Origin of the sequence: Microbacterium sp. NIBRBAC000506063 (assembly GCF_017968845.1) — a bacterium.
Lineage (GTDB): Bacteria > Actinomycetota > Actinomycetes > Actinomycetales > Microbacteriaceae > Microbacterium.
The window spans coordinates 777,136-794,175 of record NZ_CP072876.1 but is presented as its reverse complement, the minus strand read 5'-3'; the positions used below and the strand labels follow the sequence as shown (position 1 = coordinate 794,175).

At 70.5% G+C, this 17,040-nt stretch carries 12 protein-coding genes and 2 pseudogenes; all 14 read left to right on the top strand.

The genetic code is table 11. The features are described 5' to 3' along the window. The first annotated feature begins 114 nt into the window (after positions 1-114). The 14 genes and pseudogenes from KAE78_RS04490 to KAE78_RS04425 all read left to right on the top strand — a co-directional run bounded on the left by KAE78_RS04490 (position 115) and on the right by KAE78_RS04425 (position 17,009). Positions 115-2,171, top strand: a pseudogene (locus KAE78_RS04490) (acyl-CoA dehydrogenase). A gap of 103 nt (positions 2,172-2,274) precedes the next feature. Then, entirely contained in the window at positions 2,275-2,859 is a 585-nt protein-coding gene (locus KAE78_RS04485; RefSeq protein WP_317451862.1) for a DNA-3-methyladenine glycosylase I, read from the top strand. Between the two features lie 110 nt (positions 2,860-2,969). Next, complete coding sequence (locus KAE78_RS04480) at positions 2,970-5,438, top strand: Ig-like domain-containing protein (protein ID WP_223171961.1); 2,469 nt, start codon at positions 2,970-2,972, stop codon at positions 5,436-5,438. A gap of 217 nt (positions 5,439-5,655) precedes the next feature. Beyond that, a complete protein-coding gene (locus KAE78_RS04475; RefSeq protein ID WP_223171960.1) occupies positions 5,656-6,138 on the top strand; it encodes an Ig-like domain-containing protein in 483 nt (160 codons plus the stop codon). After that, on the top strand, positions 6,093-7,343 hold the full coding sequence (locus tag KAE78_RS04470) for an Ig-like domain-containing protein (protein WP_223171959.1): 1,251 nt from the start codon (positions 6,093-6,095) through the stop codon (positions 7,341-7,343). The genes KAE78_RS04475 and KAE78_RS04470 overlap by 46 nt, the downstream gene beginning before the upstream one ends. Before the next feature lie 2 nt (positions 7,344-7,345). Further along, positions 7,346-7,552 (top strand): annotated as a pseudogene (locus tag KAE78_RS17325) (fibronectin type III domain-containing protein); the annotation flags it as partial. Positions 7,553-7,715: 163 nt separating this feature from the next. Continuing rightward, positions 7,716-8,705 carry a fibronectin type III domain-containing protein gene (locus KAE78_RS04460; RefSeq protein ID WP_223171958.1) on the top strand — a complete coding sequence of 330 codons (990 nt, stop codon included), beginning with the start codon at positions 7,716-7,718 and terminating at the stop codon, positions 8,703-8,705. Between the two features lie 399 nt (positions 8,706-9,104). Continuing rightward, positions 9,105-10,076: an AAA family ATPase gene (locus tag KAE78_RS04455; RefSeq protein WP_223171957.1), complete on the top strand. Its 972-nt coding sequence runs from the start codon at positions 9,105-9,107 to the stop codon at positions 10,074-10,076. After that, positions 10,076-11,335: a DUF58 domain-containing protein gene (locus KAE78_RS04450; RefSeq protein WP_223171956.1), complete on the top strand. Its 1,260-nt coding sequence runs from the start codon at positions 10,076-10,078 to the stop codon at positions 11,333-11,335. Before KAE78_RS04455 ends, KAE78_RS04450 begins: the two co-directional genes overlap by 1 nt. Beyond that, on the top strand, positions 11,332-12,537 hold the full coding sequence (locus tag KAE78_RS04445) for a transglutaminaseTgpA domain-containing protein (protein ID WP_223171955.1): 1,206 nt from the start codon (positions 11,332-11,334) through the stop codon (positions 12,535-12,537). Before KAE78_RS04450 ends, KAE78_RS04445 begins: the two co-directional genes overlap by 4 nt. Next, positions 12,525-13,715 carry a transglutaminase-like domain-containing protein gene (locus KAE78_RS04440; RefSeq protein ID WP_223171954.1) on the top strand — a complete coding sequence of 397 codons (1,191 nt, stop codon included), beginning with the start codon at positions 12,525-12,527 and terminating at the stop codon, positions 13,713-13,715. Before KAE78_RS04445 ends, KAE78_RS04440 begins: the two co-directional genes overlap by 13 nt. Further along, complete coding sequence (locus KAE78_RS04435) at positions 13,712-14,878, top strand: RDD family protein (protein ID WP_223171953.1); 1,167 nt, start codon at positions 13,712-13,714, stop codon at positions 14,876-14,878. Before KAE78_RS04440 ends, KAE78_RS04435 begins: the two co-directional genes overlap by 4 nt. Further along, a complete protein-coding gene (locus KAE78_RS04430) occupies positions 14,875-15,684 on the top strand; it encodes a PP2C family protein-serine/threonine phosphatase (protein ID WP_223171952.1) in 810 nt (269 codons plus the stop codon). Before KAE78_RS04435 ends, KAE78_RS04430 begins: the two co-directional genes overlap by 4 nt. After that, entirely contained in the window at positions 15,684-17,009 is a 1,326-nt protein-coding gene (locus KAE78_RS04425) for an FHA domain-containing protein (RefSeq protein WP_223171951.1), read from the top strand. Before KAE78_RS04430 ends, KAE78_RS04425 begins: the two co-directional genes overlap by 1 nt. Positions 17,010-17,040 lie beyond the last annotated feature (31 nt).

The window sequence follows — 17,040 nt, the reverse complement described above, 5'->3', positions numbered from 1 at the left end:
AGCGGGCGGGGGTCCGCTCGCGATATTTTTAGAGAATATTGACAGTCGAGTTCGGCGAGCGTTGTCGCAGACCTACCATGGAGGCACTCCCGCTTCTTCCCGAGAGGAATGGTCATGGTCGACGCCGCCGTCCGTCACGAGACGAACGACACCACTGAGAACAGCCCGCGCGTCAATGTCGCGCAGTTGAACGATCAGCTTCTGGGCACCTGGGCGGACACTCGCCGCCAGTCGCGCGAGATGATCAAGGACCCGGCCTTCTGGCGGGCAGACGAGCTCGGCAAGGACGAGCACCGCGAGCGCGTGCTCAGCCAGCTCCACCTGCTCGTGAAGAACGGTGCCGTGCACCGCGCCTTCCCGAAGGCGTTCGGCGGCGAGGAGAACAACGGCGCCAACATCGCCGGCTTCGAGGAGCTCGTCGCCGCCGACCCGAGCCTGCAGATCAAGTCGGGCGTGCAGTGGGGCCTGTTCGGCTCGGCCGTCCTGCAGCTGGGCACCGAGGAGCACCACAAGAAGTGGCTGCCCGGCATCATGAGCCTGGAGATCCCCGGCGCCTTCGCGATGACCGAGATCGGGCACGGATCGGACGTCGCGTCGCTGGGCACCACGGCGACCTACGACCCGGAGACCGAGGAGTTCGTCATCCACACCCCGTTCCGGGCGGCGACGAAGGAGTACCTGGGCAATGCGGCGCTGCACGGCATCGCCGCGACGGTGTTCGCGCAGCTGATCACTAACGGCGTCAACCACGGCGTGCACTGCTTCTATGTGCCGCTGCGGGGCGAGGACGGCGACGACCTGCCCGGCATCACCCGCGAGGACGACGGACTCAAGGGTGGACTCAACGGCATCGACAACGGCCGCCTGGCCTTCGACGGCATCCGGATCCCCCGCACGAACCTCCTCAACCGCTACGGTGACGTCGCCCCGGACGGCACGTACACCAGCCCGATCGACAGCCCCGGCCGCCGCTTCTTCACGATGCTCGGCACGCTCGTGCAGGGCCGCGTCTCCCTCGACGGTGCGTCGTCGTGGGCCTCGGCCCTCGGCCTCTACATCGCGATCACCTACGGCTCGCAGCGCCGCCAGTTCGGCGGCGCCGACGGCCAGGAGACCGTGCTGCTCGACTACGGCAAGCACCAGCGCCGACTGCTGCCGCGCCTTGCGACGACCTATGCGCAGATCTTCGCGCACGACGAGTTCCTCAAGAAGTTCGACGGCGTCTTCAGCGGCAAGACCGACACCGACCAGGATCGCGAAGACCTCGAGACCCTCGCCGCGGCGCTCAAGCCCCTCTCGACGTGGCACGCACTCGACACCCTCCAGGAGGCCCGCGAGGCCTGCGGCGGCGCCGGGTTCATGTTCGAGAACCGCCTGGTCGGACTCCGCCAGGACCTCGACATCTACGTCACGTTCGAGGGCGACAACAACGTGCTGCTCCAGCTGGTCGGCAAGCGCCTGCTCACCGACTTCGCGAAGCAGTTCAAGGGTAAGGACGCCGCCGCCCTCGCCGCCTTCGCGGTCGGGCAGACCGCCGAGCGCGTCTTCCACGGGGCCGGACTTCGCCAGCTCGGCCAGGCGGTCGCCGACTTCGGCTCGACGGCCCGCTCGGTGGAGCTGGGCCTTCGCGAGAGCCAGCAGCACGAGCTGCTCGCCGACCGCGTGCAGGACATGGTCGGCGACATCGCGGGCCGACTGCGCCCGCGCAGAAGGCGACTCCCGCCGAGGCCGAGCGCATCTTCAACGAGAACCAGTCCGAGCTCATCGAGGCGGCCCGCGCCCACGGCGAGCTGCTGCAGTGGGAGGCGTTCACGGATGCCGTGCACGCCGCATCCGACGAGGGAACCCAGCAGGTGCTCACTTGGCTGCGCGACCTCTTCGGGCTGCACCTCATCGAGAAGCACCTCGCCTGGTACCTCATCAACGGCCGTCTGTCGTCGCAGCGCGCGGCCGCCGTCTCCCGCTACATCGACCGGCTCTGCGCACGGCTGCGCCCGCACGCGCTCGACCTCGTCGACGCCTTCGGCTACGAGCCCGAGCACGTGCGCGCCCCGATCGCCTCGGGTGCGGAGCAGGCGCGTCAGGACGAGGCGCGGGCGTACTACGCCGACCTCGCCGCCAGTGGCAAGGCCCCGGTCGAGGAGAAGACCCTCAAGCGCAAGAAGAAGTAGCGGCTGGCGGGCGCTTCGACGAGCTCAGCGACCGACGGGTCGGCTCAGGGGCCGACGTGCCGAGACGGAGACGGATGTCGGTGGGGGCGAATACGCTGACGCCATGAGCTCTCTCGTACACGGTGACGACGGGCGTGCCCGGTGCGGCTGGGTCGGATCGGATGCCGAGTACCAGCGCTACCACGACGAGGAGTGGGGCACGCCGCTGCACGGCGACCGTGCCTTGTTCGAGAAGATGTCGCTGGAGGGCTTCCAGGCCGGGCTCAGCTGGATCACGATCCTGCGCAAGCGTCCCCGATTCCGCGAGGTGTTCGCCGGATTCGACCCCGAGACCGTCGCCGGCTTCGGCGCGGATGACGTCGAGCGCCTGATGTCGGATGCCGGCATCATCCGCAACCGCGCGAAGATCCTCGCCACGATCGGCAACGCCGCACTCGTGCGAGACATGGCAGGCGGCGAGTTCGACGCGTTCATGTGGTCGTTCGCGCCGGAGCCGCGGCCCCGGCCGGCGGCGTTCGCCGACGTGCCGGCGGTCACGGCCGAGTCGACCGCCCTCAGCAAGGAGCTGCGGAAGAGAGGATTCCGCTTCGTCGGTCCGACGACGATGTATGCGCTCATGCAGTCGGCCGGCATGGTCGACGATCACATCGCCGGATGCTGGCGAGCCCTCGACCTGTCCACAGGGTAGTTCTCCCCATCGGAACCACTCACCTTCGACGGCTATGATGACCTGGTACTTCTCGGTGCCACCGCTGTGGTCGCCGATGTCTGCGTGAACTCATCCGGGGGAATCTGAGTGTGAAGGCCGTATCGTGGGTCCGCGCGCGCCCGAAAGCGTTCGCCTCCGCCGCCGCGGTGACGGCCGGAGCCGTCGCCATCTCGGTGCTTGCGCTCGCCTACGACGGCAACCCGACGACCGAGGTCGATCTCCACGACGGCGGCGTCTGGATCACCAAGACCTCGAATCTCCTCGTCGGACACTTCAACCATGAGTCGACCGTCATCGACAGCGGTCTGCGCACGAGCGGGGAGTCCTTCGACATCCTGCAGAGCGCGGCGACCGTGCTCGTGATCGACGAGCAGGAGAACACGCTCACCAGCGTCGACCCCGCACGCGTCGCGCTCACCGACGACGCGACGATTCCGGGAGATGCGAAGGTCGCGCTCGGCAACAACACCGTGGCGGTGCTGGACCGCTCTTCGGGGAGTCTCTGGGTCGCACCCGCGCAGGGTCTCTCTGCGCTCGAGATCCAGGGTACCGATCCCATCGCCGAGCTCGGCCACGGCGCCGACGTCACGGTCGGCACCGACGGTACGATTCACGCCGTCTCTGCCAAGGACTCCACGATCGTCACGATCACCGTCGACGCGGAGGGCGAGCCGCAGGATCCGTCCGTCTCCGAGCTGGCGGAGCTGGACGAGAGGGCCTTCCCCTCGATCACCGTCGTCGGCTCCACGCCCGTCGTCTTCGACGATGCCACCGGCACCGTGCACACGACGAGCGGGCTCCACACCTCGATCGGTCGATCAGGCGCCGTCGTGCTGCAGCAGCCCTCCGCCGAGGCGGATGCCGTGACCCTCGCAACGGCCTCGCACCTCGTCCAGGTCCCGCTCGACGGCAGCGAGCCGACGGAGATCGCCTCCGGCGGCCAGGGGACGCCGGCCGCGCCCGTGCACCTGCTGGGCTGCACCTACGGCGCCTGGGCGGGGTCGGCGAAGTTCGTCAGGGACTGCGTGAGCGACGACAACGATCTTGTCAGCGATATCGCGGACCTCGATGACACCGCGGAGCTCGTGTTCCGGGTGAATCGCGACGTCGTCGTGCTCAACGACGTCGTCGGCGGCGCCGCGTGGTTGGCCACCGAGAGCCTCCAGCGCGTCGACAACTGGAATGACATCACGCCTCCGGAAGGCGACTCGGAGGAGGACGAGCAGACGACCGAGGAGACGATCGAGACGACGCTGCCCGAGCGCAGCGAGCAGAACACCGATCCGATCGCCGTCGATGACTCCTTCGGCGTCCGGCCGGGCCGCTCGACCGTGCTGCCGGTGCTCGACAACGACATGGACGCCGACGGCGACGTGCTCGTCGCCTCGCTCGAGGGCGACCAGCCCTCGCTCGGCGAGGTCCAGCCGATCCAGAACGGCGGCGCACTGCAGATCACCGTTCCGGAAGGCGCCGCAGGGACCGCATCCTTCACCTACAAGGTCGACGACGGGCGCACCGGCACCGACACCGCGACCGTGCGCCTGACGGTGCACGACTGGAGCACGAACTCCGCCCCGGTGCAGAAGCGCTCCACCGCGATCGCCGTCGAGCTCGGCGGCACGGTCTCCTACAACGTGCTGCCGGACTGGATCGACCCGAACGGCGACGACATCTACCTGCGCACGGTGATCCCCGCCGACGGCGACGAGGTCGACTTCACCACCGACGGTCAGATCACCTATCGCGCACTCGGCACCCTGCTGGGGCGCAAGGAGGTCGAGGTGCGCGTCGCCGACGGCCTCGGCGAGATCGCCTCGGGCACGCTCATCCTCGACGTGCGCCCGCAGGGTTCCACGCTCCCGAAGACGAACGCCGATCACGTCGTCACCCGCGTCGGCCAGCAGGTGACGGTCGCGCCGCTGGCCAACGACACCAGCTCCGGGCGTGAGCCGCTGCGCCTGGCGCGCGTCGACGAGGTCCCCGACACCCGCATCACCGCGGACTTCGCGAACAAGACCTTCGACTTCGTCTCGGACAAGGCCGGCGTCTACTACGTGCAGTACCTGGTCACCGCCGGGCCCACCCCCGTGCCGGGGCTCGTCCGCGTCGACGTGCTCGAGCCCGACGACAGCGATCTGGCGCCGATCGCCGTGCGCGACGTCGCGCTGCTGCCCTCGGGCGGCGAGGTCCTCGTCGGCGTGCTCAACAACGACACTGAGCCCTCGGGCGGCATCCTGGTCGTGCAGTCCGTGTCGGTCGATCCGGGCAGCGGCGTATCGGTCTCGGTGCTGGGCCACGAGACCCTGCGCATCAGCGACCAGGGACTGCTCGATGAGCAGGTGCACCTGACCTACCGCATCTCCAACGGCTCTCACACGGCCGAGGGCGACGTCATCGTCATCCCGATCTCGGCGCCCGACAAGCTCCTGCCGCCGATCGTCAACGACGATCAGGTCGTCGTGCGCGCCGGTGATGTCGTGACGATCCCTGTCCTCGACAACGACTCGCATCCGAACAACGACACCCTCACCGTCGCCCCGATCTCGTCCCGCCGCTGATCGATCCGGAGGACGGCGAGATCTTCGTCTCCCAGAACACCGTCCGCTTCCGCGCAGGTCCCGAGGCGAAGACGGTCTATGCCACCTACGAGGCGGTGGACTCCACGGGGCAGAAGGATGCCGGATACATCACGATCCAGATCCTCCCCGTCGACGAGGACAACAACGCCGCCCCAGGCCGCGCGATCTGACCGCGCGAGCGCTGAGCGGGACCACGGTGCGCATCGCCGTGCCGCTGGACGGCATCGACGCCGACGGCGATTCGGTCGAGCTCGTCGGTCTCGCCTCCTCGCCCGCACAGGGCCGGGTCACAGAGGTCGGCGCGAACTACCTCGACTACGAAGCCTTCGACACCGCCGCGGGCGTCGACGTCTTCCGCTACGAGGTGCGCGACCGGCTGGGCAAGACGGGCGTGGCCACCGTACGTGTGGGCATCGCCCCGCCGGAGTCGGTGAACCAGGCGCCCTACGCGGTCAAGGACTCGCTCGTCGTGCGCCCCGGTCGCGAGGTCGCCGTTCCCGTGCTCGCCAACGACTCCGATCCCGAGGGCGACCAGATCTCCCTCGTTCCGAACGGGCTCATCGTCCCCGACGTCGAAGGACTCGAGGCCAGGGTCGTGGGCGACCGGGTGGTCGTGACCGCCCCGATCGCGAGATGGAGACCTCGCTCCAGTACACGATCCGCGATGCGCGCGGACTGACCGCACGCGCCGTGCTGCAGATCACGGTCGATGAGAACGTGCCTCTGCAGCGCCCGATCGCCCGTGACGACCGGGTCCAGCCCTCCGACATCGACGAGACGCTGACGGTCGCCGTCGAGGTGCTCGCGAACGACGAGGATCCGGACGGCACGGTCGATGCGCTGACGCTGCGTGCCGGCGACGGCGGCACGGTGCTGCCCGATCGCACGATCCAGGTGGCGGTGACCGACGAGCCGCAGCTCGTGCGCTACACCATCACCGACGAGGACGACCAGGACGCCTCGGCGTTCATCTTCGTCCCCGCCGTCGCCGACCTTCCGCCCACGCTGCTGTCGACCACGCCGGTCGAGGTCAAGAGCGGCGAGACGATCGTCCTTCCGCTGTCGGAGTACGTGACGGTCGTCGGCGGTGGCGAGGTCGTCATCACCGAGGCGGCCAAGGTCAGCGCCGTCCACTCCGATGGCTCCCCGCTCATCCGTGACCAGCGCACGCTCGAATACACCTCAAAAGAGGGCTACCACGGGCAGGACGCGCTCACCTTCGAGGTCACCGACGGCACCGGCCCCGACGATCCCGACGGGCGCAAGGCCACGCTGACCATCCCCATCACCGTGCTCCCGCCCGACAACCAGCAGCCGACCTTCCTCGGCAGTGAGATGCAGGTCGCACCGGGTGAGGCCGCCGTCTCCCTCGACCTGAAGGCCCTGACGACCGACCCCGACCCCGGCGACATCGACAGGATGCGGTACACGGTCGTCTCGGGACCCGGCGACGGCATGACTGCCCGCGTGGACGGCAGCACGCTGCTCGTCGAGGCGGGCACGAGCACGCCCAAGGGGACGACGGGCGCCGTCCGGCTGAGCATCACCGACGGCGAGACGGCCGCGATCGAAGGCACTGTGCATGTGCGTGTGATCGCCTCGACCCGAGAGCTGCCCGCCGCCAACACCGATGTCGTCGACGAGGCGCATCAGGGGCGCACCGAGACCGTGGCCGTCCTGCGCAACGACTTCAATCCCTTCCCGGAGACGCCTTTGAAGGTGCTCACGGCCGTGGTCGAGACCGGCAGCGGCTCGGTGCGGGTCGCCGGCGACAACGTCGAAGTGACGCCCGATGCCACCTTCGTCGGATCGATGGTGGTGCGCTACCGCATCCAGGATGCGACGGGGACCCCGACCGCGAGGTCGACGGTCGCATCAACCTGACCGTGCGTGGCGCCCCGGATGCGCCGGGCACGCCGTCGGTCTCCAGCGTCCAGGACCGCACTGTCGTGCTGTCGTGGTCGCCCCCGGCCAACAACGGTGCGGAGATCACCGGTTATACAGTCACCTCGATCCAGGGCACGGAGTATTCGCGCCAGTGCGCGGCGACGACCTGCACCCTCGATGGGCTCACCAACAACGTCGAGTACGTGTTCCAGGTGATCGCGACCAACCGCGTCGGCGACTCGCCGCCCTCCCCGGCATCCGAGGTCGCGCGCCCCGACGCGCGCCCCGACACCCCGGCCCGCCGATGCTCGGCTTCGGCGACCGCTCGCTCACGGTCGACTGGGTCACCCCGACGACCCCGGCTCGCCCGTGGAGTCGTTCACGCTGGAGATCTCCCCGGCGCCGCCTTCGGGCATCGCGCAGAAGACGAACGTGACGGGCAACTCCCTCGTGTGGGAGGGCCTGGAGAACGGCGTGAACTATCAGGTGCGGGTCCGCGCGCACAACCGCGCACCCGACCCTTCCAGCTGGAGCACCTGGTCGACGGGCATGGTCCCTGCGGCTCCTCCGTCGGCCGCGGGGGCTCCCGTCACGACCGAGCTCGCCCCGGTGGGGAGCCAGGCGCAAATGCGGGTCAACTGGGCGCACCCGGCGAACAACGGCGACGCGATCTCGGCCTACGAACTGCAGGTCCGCCGCGGCTCCTCGGTCGTGCAGACGCTGACCCCGGCCGCGAGCGCCACGAGCCAGGCCGTCGTCGTGGACACCTCCGAGACGGCGTACACCTACCGCATCCGTGCGCGGAACAAGGCCGGCTGGGGCGACTGGAGCCCGCTGTCGGCCGAGCGCCGCGGGGTCATCGCGCCCGGGGCCCGAGCACGCCGACGATCTCCAACGTGGGCGACCGTCAGATCACGATCGACTACTCGTTGTCCGCCGACAACCGCAATGGCGCTCGTGCGAACGAGATCTCCTACCAGTACCAGCTCAACGGGGGCAACTGGACGAGCATGCCTTCGGGCAACAGGATCACCGGGCTCACCAACGGCACGAACTACACCGTGCGCGTCCGCGCGATCGCGACCGTCAGCGGCACGACCTACGCGGGAGCCCAGTCGGGCGCCTCGGCCACGGCGACGCCTTACGGCCCGTCGGCACACCCGGTGCGACGGCGACGAACCAGGGCACCTCGGTGCGCGTGGGCTGGACGGCACCGAGTCCGAACGGGCGTCCGATCGACCAGGTTCAGATCCGAACCTGCCAGACCTCGGGCAACTCGTGCAGCGGCGGCTGGACCAATGTCGCCAACAGCGGTTCGCGGAACGTCGGCAACGGCTACCAGCAACGATGGCTCATTGAGGTGCGCGCTCACGACACCGCGGGGCAGGTTTCGTCGGTGGCTCGCAGTTCTGCCACCACGAGCAACCCGCCGCAGCCGAAGGTCTGGGTCTCGCAAGGGGAAGCCGCAGGCAATTGCGTGAACGGATGCCGCAGATTTGTGGTCAACTTCGAGAACCTGTCGATTGGTTCTCACCAGGTGTATTGCTATGCGAGTTCCTGGCGTGGCGGAAGGGAACCGATCAGCGGCCAGTCCTACTCGGTCAACTTCCACGGCAACGGCTCGCAGCAGGTGAGCTGCTACCAGGGCCGAGATGATGTCGAAGTCTGGGTCGACATCGTCGGTTGGGCGGCAGTGTCGACACGGAGAAGAGATTCTGGCCGAGGCCCTAGTACCCACATGAGAAAGAAGACTGCGTAATGACGATGACTCCCGAACAGGCCGCCTGGTTCCAGGGCACCTTCACCCGGCTGGTCGACAACATCGACGCCGCTCTGCAGGGCAAGCGCGAGGTGGTGGCGCTGGTCCTGTCGTCGATGCTCGCCGAGGGCCACGTGCTCCTGGAGGACGCTCCGGGCACGGGCAAGACGAGCCTCGCCAAGGCGCTCGCGGCCACAGTGCAGGGCACGAGCTCGCGCATCCAGTTCACGCCAGACCTGCTGCCGTCCGATGTCACAGGCGTGACGATCTACGATCAGCAGTCGCACAAGTTCGAGTTCCACCGCGGTCCGATCTTCGCCTCGATCGTGCTCGCCGACGAGATCAACCGTGCCTCGCCCAAGACGCAGTCGGCGCTGCTGGAGGTCATGGAGGAGTCGCGGGTCACCGTCGACGGGGTCACGCACGAGACCGGCCGGCCGTTCCTCGTCATCGCGACGCAGAACCCGGTCGAGCAGGCGGGCACCTACAAGCTCCCCGAGGCGCAGCTGGACCGCTTCCTCATCAAGACCTCGATCGGCTATCCCGATCTGAAGGTCACCGAGCGCATCCTCGCGGGCGCCTCGGACCGCAGCCCTTCGAGCAGCCTCTCGGCGATCATCACCACGAGCGCCGTGGCCGACATGGCCGACCTCGCGGCATCCACCCACGTCGAGCAGGCGGTGCTGCGCTATGCCGCCGAGCTCGCCGAGGCGACCCGCACCGATCCCGCGATCCGCCTCGGCGTCTCGGTCCGCGGCGCGATCGCCATGATCCGCATCGCCAAGGTGTGGGCCGCCGCCCAGGGGCGCCACTACGTGCTGCCCGACGACATCAAGGAGCTCGCGCGTCCGGTGTGGATGCACCGTCTCCTGCTCGACCCCGAGGCCGAGTTCGCCGGCACGACGGCAGAGACCGTCATCGCCCGAGTGCTGGAGGGCGTGGCCGCGCCGCAGGCGCGATCGGCGGCTTGATGACGGCGGAGGTCGAGGCGGCTACACCCGCCGCGGAGCGTGAAGCCGGCTGGCGTGAGGTCGCCGGCGAGATCGGCGTGCGCGTAGGCCGGCGGCTGGCGCTCATCGCATCGGTCTTCCGGCCGATCACCTGGATCCTGGTGATCCTCGCCGCCGTGCTGGGGATCGCCGGCGCGATCCTCGGCTGGTGGGAGCTGACGGTCGTCGCGCTCGTGATCGGCATCACCGTCGCGCTGTGCGCGCTGTTCCTCGTGGGCCGCACCGCGTATGACGTGACCCTCGACCTGGCGCGTACTCGCGTCGTGGTGGGAGAGCGCGCGGTCGGCGCCCTCACCCTCTCCAACCGCGGCACCCGTGCCATCCTGCCCTCGCGGGTCGTGCTCCCGGTCGGCTCCGGTCGCGGCGAGTTCGGCATTCACCGACTCGCGGCCGGCGAGCAGGCCGAGGAGCTCTTCGCGATCCCCACGCAGCGCCGCGGCGTCGTGAAGGTGGGGCCCGTCAGCGTCGTGCGCGGCGATCCGCTCGGCCTGTTCGAGCGCGCGCACCGCCGCGACGACCCCGTCGACCTCTACGTGCACCCGCGCACGGTGCTCTTCGAGGGCCAGTCGCTCGGCTTCCTCCGCGATCTCGAGGGACTCCCGGCCACCGACCTCTCCCGCGACGACGTCTCCTTCCACGCGCTCAACGAGTATCAGCCCGGCGACGACCTCCGCCACGTGCACTGGCGCTCGACCGCCCGCACCGGCAAGATGATGGTCCGCCAGTACGAGGAGACGCGGCGCTCGCACTTCGTCATCGGCCTGTCGCTGTCGCAGGCCGACTACGCCACCGACGGCGAACTCGAGCTCGCGATCTCGGCCGCCGGCTCCATCGGCCTGCGTGCCCTCGCCGACTCGCAGCGGGTCGAGGTGCGAGTGCAGGGCCGTTCACTCCCCGCCGACACGGGCAAGCGCCTGCTGGATTCGCTCTCGATGCTCGAGCCCTCCAAACCCCGTGAGGGCGGGATCGCCGAGCTGGGCGGGATCGTCGCCGCCACCATGCCGCTGGCGAGCGTCGTCGTGCTCGTCTGCGGCAGCCGCGTGAGTTCCGAGAACCTCCGCCTGGCCTGCTCGCGCCTGCCGTTCGGCGCTCGCGTGCTTGCGGTCGTCGCCGACGAGAGTGCCGCGTCCCCGGCCCTGCGCCGCATCGCCGACGCCGACGTCGTGACCGTCGGCACGCTCGACCAGCTTCCGCTCGCTCTGCACCGGGTGCTCGCATGAACGAACAGACGACGACCCTCCCCGCGCGACGCTGGCTGCTCGACCTCGGCGCCTCGGCCCTCCTGCTCCTGTCCGCGGTGCTCGGCTTCTGGCCCACCTTCGGCTCGGCCCGTCTCCTTCCCGCGGTGCTCGGCGGCCTCGTGCTGGGCCTGGGCATCGCCGCGCTCGCCGCGTGGCGCCGCTGGGGCACGCTGAGCGTCGCCGGGCTCGTGATCGCGGCGTACTTCCTCTTCGGCGCGGCCTTCGCCCTCCCGCACACCGCGATCGCCGGGGTCGTGCCGACGATCGAGACCTTCCGGCAGCTGGGCCTGGGCGTGGTGACGTCGTGGAAGCAGTTGCTGACGACGGTCGCGCCGGTCGCGGCATCCGACGGCCATCTCCTCGTGCCCTTCCTGCTCACACTCGTCGCCGCCGCGCTGACAGGCTCCTTCGCGCTGCGTCTGAGCCGCCCGGCGTGGGCGCTCGTGCCCGCCGCGGCCGCTCTCGTCCTCGTGATCGCGATGGGCGTTCCGGAGCCCGCCTGGCCGGTCGTGCAGGGCCTGGTCTTCGGGGTCGTCGCCATCGTCTGGCTGGCCGTGCGTCAGCGCTGGGCGCCGCAGAACGCCGCGGTCTCGGTCGGGGAGGTCGATCCGCGCCGCGCCGCGCAGATGCGTCTGCGCCGGCTGATCAGCGGTGCCACCGTCCTCGCGGTCGCCTGCGGCCTGGGCGTCGCGGCCAGCTCCGTCGCCGCCCCAGAGGGCCCGCGGCAGATCTTCCGCGATGTGATCATCCCGCCCTTCGACATCCGCGAGTACGCCAGCCCGCTCCAGTCCTTCCGCAAGTACGTGCGCGATCACGCCGATGACGCGCTCTTCACGGTGCGGGGCCTGCCCGAGGGGGCGCGCGTGCGCATCGGCGTCATGGACGAGTACAACGGCATCGTCTACAACGTCACCGACGGCGGTCAGGGCACGTCGAGCGCGTTCGCGCCGCTGCGCGGGAGCATGTCGGCCGAGGCCGAGGGCATCCCGGTGACCCTTCAGATCGAGGTCGACGAGTACTCGGCCGTCTGGCTCCCGGGAGCGGGCTCCGCGTCGGAGATCGTCTTCGAGGGGAGCGCGCCGAGGAGCTGCGCCGCGCCACGTACTACAACGAGGCGACCGGCACCGCGGTCGCGACCCAGGGCGTCGAGAGCGGCGATCGCTACACGGTGCAGACGGTGATTCCGGCGGATGTCACCGACGAGGAGCTCGAGGGCGCCGACTTCGGCAACGTGAAGCTGCCGCGCCAGGAGAACGTGCCCGACGGCCTGTCGTCGATCGCCGCGGATGCCGTCGCCGCCGCGGAGACGCCGATCGGACAGGTCCGCGCGCTCGAGGCGTACCTCTCCGAGGACGGCTTCTTCAGCCACGGGCTCGACGGCGAGGTGCTCTCCCGCGCGGGCCACGGCACCGAGCGCATCACGACCCTCGTCGGCGGCGAGCAGATGGTCGGCGACGACGAGCAGTATGCGACGACCATGGCGCTCATGGCCCGCGAGCTGGGGATCCCCGCGCGGGTCGTCATGGGGTTCTATCCGGAGGAGGGGGAGACGGATGCCGGTGTCTTCACCGCCACCGGCGACACGCTCCACGCGTGGGTCGAGGTGAACTTCGCCGGTCACGGCTGGCGGGCCTTCGACCCGACGCCGCCCGAGGACCAGATCCCGACCGACCAGAACACCCGGCCCAAGGCCGACCCGAAGCCGCAGGTGCTGCAGCCGCCGCCCCCGCCGCAGGAGCCCGTCGACCTCCCGCCGATCCTTCCGGACGAGCGCGAGGCCGAGGACGAGAAGACCAGCATCGCCCCGATCCTCGGGCTGATCCTGGCCATCGGCGGCGGTGTCCTGGGCGTCGTCGCGATCCTCGCGGCGCCGTTCATCATCATCGGCGCGTGGAAGGCGGCCCGTCGTCGCTCGCGTCGGGCCGCGGCCCGACCGGCCGACCGCATCAGCGGCGGGTGGGACGAGCTGACCGACCGCGCGATCGACTACGGCGCGCGGCTCGTGCCCGGCGCGACGCGCGCCGAGGAGGCGGTCGAGGTCGCCGGCACGCTGGCCGCGCCGACCGCGACGGATCTGGCCGACCGCGCCGATGCGGAGGTCTTCGGTCCGGGCGATCCCACCCAGGACGACATTGACGCCTTCTGGCGCGAGGTGGATCAGATCGTGGGCGGGATCGGCAACGAGGCCGGCTTCTGGCGGCGGCTGCGGGCACGGCTGAGCCTGCGTGCGCTGCTGGGCGGCACGGCGCTCTCCCGCGGCGTCCAGGGGCTGAAGGATGCCGCGACCGCGCGGAGCCGCCGTGAACCTGGCACGATCGAAGGCAGCGCATCGCACCCGAACGAGAGCGAGAACTCATGACGACACTTCCCTTCGGCAGGGTCGCGCCGATCTCCCGCCGCGTCGTGGCCTACGTCATCGACGCCCTCATCGCCGCCGGGATCGGCATCGTCCTCGCCGTCGTGATGGTCTTCGTCGTCTCGGGGCGGACGCCGGAGGAGGTCCTCCGCGTCGGACCCGTTGCGGGGCTGCTCGTCTGGCTCGTGATGGTGGGCTGGCTGCTCACCTACACGGCGATGCAGGGCGGCAAGGGCTCGATCGGCATGCGCGCCCAGCGCATCCGTCTCGCGCGCACCGTCGACGGCGCGCCCATCGGGTTCTGGCGGGCGCTGCTGCGCAATCTCGTCTTCGGCCTGGCCGCCAACATCATCGTCGGCTACTTCACTCCGCTCTTCGACGGCACGGGCCGCTTCCAGGGGTGGCATGACAAGGCCGGGGATGCGCTGATGCTCGAGGCCGTCCCCGCGGCGCAGGCTCCGGATACCGGGGTGCCGCAGGTCGCGCCCGCGCCCCCGCCTCTCCCGTCGATGGCGCCGCCGGCGCCCACGGCCCCCGGTGCGCCGCTGCCGCCTCCGCCGTCGGGCGCGCCTCTGCCGCCTCCGTCGCCGCCCGGTCCCGCTGCACCGCTCCCGGAGGAGACGGTCGTCGCTCCGCCCCGCACGCCGACACCTCCGGCGCCGCCCGCCGAAGAGGGGCTCATCGCCTTCGTCCCCGGCGTCACGCAGGACACGCCGCCGCCCTCCTCGGCTCAGGGACCGGGTGCGGCTCAGGGGCCGGACGCAGGTCAGGGGCCGGTCCAGCCCGAGCCCGCCCTCGTGCAGGACGATGACGACATCGAGGCGACGCGCATCAGCGTTCCCGGTCACCGTCTCGTCTTCACCTGGGACGACGGCACCCGCGTCGAGGTCTCGCGCCGTACGGTCTTCGGGCGCAACCCCGCCGCGGAGGAGGGCGCCGCGCTCGTCTCCGTGCGAGACGAGACGCTCTCGCTCTCGAAGACTCATTTCGAGGCGGCCGCGGAGCCGTCGGGAGGCTGGGTCATGGACCGGCACTCGACCAACGGCATGACCGTGGTCCGCGGTGGTGAGCGCATCGTCTGCCCGCCCGGGGAGAAGATCCGCATCCGTCTGGGCGACGCGATCGAGATCGGCGACCGGATCGTCACGATCGGCGGCTACGCATGACCCGTGCGCTCATCGTCGAGACGGGTGCGGCGACGCACTCGGGTCGTCGGCGCACCCTCAACGAGGACGCCCATGTGGCCTCCTCGCCCGTGTTCCTCGTCGCCGACGGCATGGGCGGCCACGATGCGGGCGACCTCGCCAGCGCCGCCGTGATCGCCGAGTTCGCCGGCTTCGCCGGACGCGCCTCGATCGTGCTCGACGACGTGCGCGGCGCGCTCACCCGCGCGCGCGACGCCGTCGACCGCCTGGCCGACTCCGGCGGCGGCCGGGCGGGGACCACGCTCAGCGGCGTCGTGCTCGCCGCGGTCGACGGCACGGGCTACTGGCTCGCCCTGAACATCGGCGACTCCCGCACCTACCGACTCGCTGCCGGGCAGCTGGAGCAGATCACCGTCGACCACTCCGTCGTGCAGGAGCTCGTCGAGGCGGGGGAGCTCAGTCCGCTGGAGGCCGCCGTCGACCGGCGACGCAACATCATCACCCGGGCGATCGGCGCGGGCAGCAGCGGTGAGGCCGACTACTGGCTCTTCCCCGCGGAACGCGGCGATCGCATGCTCGTATGCTCGGACGGTCTGTCCTCGGAGCTTTCGGATGCCGCGATCCGTGAGATCCTCTTCGTGCACACCGACCCGCAGAGGGCCGCCGAGATGCTCGTCGACGCGGCGGTCACCGCCGGCGGTCGGGACAACATCACGGCCGTGGTCGTCGACGCCGTCGCCGTGGCATCGCGGCCCGGGCATCCGATCGAGACCGACGACGACATCGATGCGGACACGCGTCCGCGCGCAGCAGAGGAGGCGCACTGATGGCGCACTACCGAGCAGGAGACTGGCATCTTCTCGTCACGGCCGAGGCCGCGCTCCTGGTGGCACCCGACACGCCCGCATCTCTCGTGCACTCGCTGTGGGAGCGACTGCAGTCCGGATCCGGGCTCGCGGGGATCGTCGACACCCTCGTCGGCAGCGGCGGGGCGTCGTTCACCTCGATCCCGCCGTTCGCGGCGGCACTGGCCGACGGCGGCGGCGTGCGGATCGCGGTGCGCGGGCCGCTGGAGGCCCACGCCGACGCGGCCGGTGCCACCGAGCGCGTCACGGGCGAGAACGTCACGACCTGGAGCGAGCGGTACGTCGCCGATGCCACGCAGGTCACGCTCTCGGTGAGCGGATCGGATGCCGCGGAGCCGCTGCCGCTGCTCGGCGGTGTGGTGCGGGCCTCCTCGGTCGTGTTCGAGGTGCCGGCGGATGCCGCAGGCGCCGGGCCCTTCGACCGGTCCCTGAGCTCGTCGAAGGGCACGGATCGGTCGGTGGTTCCTGAGCCGACTCCGGCAGCCCCTGAGCCCGCCCTTCGGTCCCTGACCACACACCCTCGGTCCCTGAGCTCGTCGAAGGGCCCGAGACCCCGCCGAGGAGACCCCGCCGAGGAGACCCCCGTCGGGGACGCCCTCGCCCCGACCGAGGCCATCGAGCTGCCCGCCGACGAGGAGCCCGCGCCGATCAGCGAGGTGACCCTCATCCCGACAGAGACCGTGCTCCCCGGCGACGGAGAGGGCGAGACGGAAGACGGCGACGAGCCCGAGGACGCCGTCGACATCTTCGACCAGCTCTTCGCCGACACGGTGCACTCGCCGAAGGCGGTGACCCCGCCGGCGCCCGTCGCGCCTCCGGCCCCACCGCTGCCCGCGGAGGGCGACCACGACGGAGCGACGATCTCGCTCGACGAGGCGCGCCGTCTGCGCAAGAGCGCCCCGCCGGCGACAGGCGACGCGCCCACGGCCGTGCTGCCGGTCGCCGCGAGCGCCCGCATCCGACTGTCCACGGGCCAGGAGGTCACTCTCGATCGGACCGTGATCATCGGACGCCGCCCGCGCTCGACACGGGCCAGCGGCACGGACCTCCCGCATCTGGTGGCGGTCGAGAGCCCGCAGCAGGACATCTCGCGCAACCACCTCGAGATCCGGCCGGAGGGCGACACGGTGGTCGTGATCGACCTGCACACGACCAACGGATCGACGCTGCTGCGTCCGGGCGCCGACCCTGTGCGGCTGCACCCCGGCGAGCAGACGCTCGTCCTGGGCGGCGACGTGATCGACCTCGGCGACGGCGTCACGGTCGCCTTCGAGGGGCTGCTGTGAGCAGACCCCCTCTCCGCCCCCGGAGCTTCCC

Coding starts and splice junctions, on each gene's coding strand:
- KAE78_RS04485 (WP_317451862.1), top strand. CDS start 2,275: ATGAGCTCTCTCGTACACGGTGACGACGGGCGTGCCCGGTGCGGCTGG.
- KAE78_RS04430 (WP_223171952.1), top strand. CDS start 14,875: ATGACCCGTGCGCTCATCGTCGAGACGGGTGCGGCGACGCACTCGGGT.
- KAE78_RS04425 (WP_223171951.1), top strand. CDS start 15,684: ATGGCGCACTACCGAGCAGGAGACTGGCATCTTCTCGTCACGGCCGAG.
- KAE78_RS04445 (WP_223171955.1), top strand. CDS start 11,332: ATGAACGAACAGACGACGACCCTCCCCGCGCGACGCTGGCTGCTCGAC.
- KAE78_RS04435 (WP_223171953.1), top strand. CDS start 13,712: ATGACGACACTTCCCTTCGGCAGGGTCGCGCCGATCTCCCGCCGCGTC.
- KAE78_RS04450 (WP_223171956.1), top strand. CDS start 10,076: ATGACGGCGGAGGTCGAGGCGGCTACACCCGCCGCGGAGCGTGAAGCC.
- KAE78_RS04470 (WP_223171959.1), top strand. CDS start 6,093: ATGGAGACCTCGCTCCAGTACACGATCCGCGATGCGCGCGGACTGACC.
- KAE78_RS04455 (WP_223171957.1), top strand. CDS start 9,105: ATGACGATGACTCCCGAACAGGCCGCCTGGTTCCAGGGCACCTTCACC.